General features: G+C 42.3%; 1 protein-coding gene and 1 pseudogene. One reads left to right on the top strand and one right to left on the bottom strand.

Annotated features, from left to right (window positions below; translation table 11 throughout):
• The first annotated feature begins 630 nt into the window (after positions 1 to 630).
• The gene (locus tag F6K49_RS43555) at positions 631 to 1,455 is read left to right on the top strand and encodes a PEP-CTERM sorting domain-containing protein (RefSeq protein WP_075896611.1); all 825 of its coding nucleotides are present in this window, start codon (positions 631 to 633) and stop codon (positions 1,453 to 1,455) included.
• 66 nt (positions 1,456 to 1,521) lie between these two features.
• Here the strand turns inward: F6K49_RS43555 and F6K49_RS43550 are convergent.
• A pseudogene (locus tag F6K49_RS43550) lies at positions 1,522 to 2,075 on the bottom strand (glycoside hydrolase); the annotation flags it as partial.

The raw sequence follows: 2,075 nt of genomic DNA, 5'->3' as shown, positions 1-2,075 counted from the left end.
GTGAGCCCAGCGAGTAGCCGCGCAGCGCCCAACCGATGGGGTCCTCGATCGGCGTCCATCCTTGGACGACATCGCCGAAGCGTTCGGCGCACCGGTCGACATGTCGCAGCCACGAGTACTCGCGGGCGCGCTCGTCGCCGAAGCTGCCCGAGTCGTCGCCGAACCAGCCGGGCAATGAGGTACCCAAATTTGGGGGGCTAGGGGGGCAAAATTCAGTATCAAAAAACTTTTCAGATATCCTCTAAGTAAGCGCTATAGTTAAGTCTTAAAGTTTAGCAACAATTTATCAATAGTTAATACTTAGTATAAGCAAAATTTATAACTCAATAAAATAAGGATTTTGTGAATCATACCGATTCCTAGTTTCCGAGAGAGAAAAATCTAGTTAAATTTAATGAATATAAACATAAGCAAAAGGTAAATAATTTTCTCTTTTGTAGGTTTCCCGATCTTACTTGGGAGTATCTGACTGATCTCAAGTCCGGTAGCATCAGTATTGTCTAAAACAAGAGTAATCAAGGAAAAAGGGCAAAAAAAAGCCGACTATAAACCAGGGAATCAAACGGACTTGATATCAAATTTCAGAGTAAGGTCACTGTCTACATCTAAGAGTTGCAGCATAAAACTATCATGAAAAAATTACCAATAGCTATAGCTGGGGCAGTGGTTTTTAGCCTAGGAACAATCGGAACAGCCCAGGCGGCATCATTCCTCTCTACTGCCAATGGAGAAGTTGGAAAAATCGATACCTCAACCGGAAAATTCACACCATTAAACAGCAACGATATCCCCTTTTTTGATATAGCTTTATCCAATAGTGGTGAGCTATTTGGTGTCACTCCCAGCGCTTTGTATAGTATTGATAAAAGCACAGGCTTATCCTCCCTAATTGGCTACCTTTTTGCGTTTATAAATGCTTTAGGGTTTTCTGATGATGATGATAAAGTCCTTTACGGCGCTGGAGATGATAGTTTTTATACTATTGATACCTCTAGTGGGGCTGCATCATTAGTGGCCAAAATTCCTAACTTCAACAGCAGTGGCGACATAGCATTCGATTCTGTAAATAATCAATTTTTTGCCACATCACTCTCTGTTGATGGCAGCTCTGACATTTTGTTCTCTATCGCTAATGACGGTACAGCTAGTGAAATTGGTAGTATCGGCTTTAGCGATATATTTGGCTTATTCTTTGAAAATGGAACGTTGTTCGGTTACACAGCTGATGGACAACAGATCACCATCGATCCAACCACAGGAGCAGGTACTTTTAGTCAAAATGTCGCCTTCGCGGGTATTAATAGGATCTATGGAGCAGCAGGTTTTTCTAGCATTAATGTTTTTGAACCGATGTCGTTTGTTCTTAGCACTACTGTTCCTGAACCGATGTCGGTGCTAAGTCTGCTAGCAGTAGGAGCCTTTGGTGCGGGTGTGCTCTCTAAGCACAAACCGTAATAGCAACGGTATAGTTAACCGCTATAGTTAACTGTTGAGGATTCACGGTAACCAACCTATACTCTCCTATCCTGGTGAGGGTAGGTTGGTGATCCAAGCACTGAGATCCACTGCTAAGGTTTGACCCAAATTCAGTAGGGGGCTTGGGGAAACTGAAGTACTAAAAGAAGTGCTACAGGTACACATTTTACATAGCCAAGGATAGCTGCCATTGCTATCACTATCTTTACTATCTTTCTTTAAATCTTGGCTTTGGATCAGCTGAGGCAAAAATTGGTTATGGAAGTACTCCAAGTAAAGTTCTTGGCAACGATCTAATGATAAGCTGAGATTGAGCTGATTGCCTAGATCAATCATTTTTTCTAGCCGTTGAATATCAACTTCCATGTCCTCTGGGTTACTATCGTAAAGAATTTGCCAGAGCGTACGCAAAATTAACTTTTCTAAGGTTTGCTTGACTTCTAGGGTATTCAACTGACAGTGGAGATGATTTGCTGCTGTTGCGATCGCTTCTAACTCTGCCAACCTACTCCATACCACCTGCTGATCACTGCTATCACTATCTAATGCCCTAATCACAGTAATACACTGATTGGATATAGCAATTTCTGCTGCTACTT

Source organism: Moorena sp. SIO3I6 (assembly GCF_010672095.1).
Note: the sequence above shows the minus strand (reverse complement) of the source record. Positions and strands in the feature narration are given on the sequence as shown.

Bases quoted from the DNA above. Each gene is read 5' to 3' on its own strand.
- F6K49_RS43555 (WP_075896611.1), top strand. From the start codon at position 631: ATGAAAAAATTACCAATAGCTATAGCTGGGGCAGTGGTTTTTAGCCTA.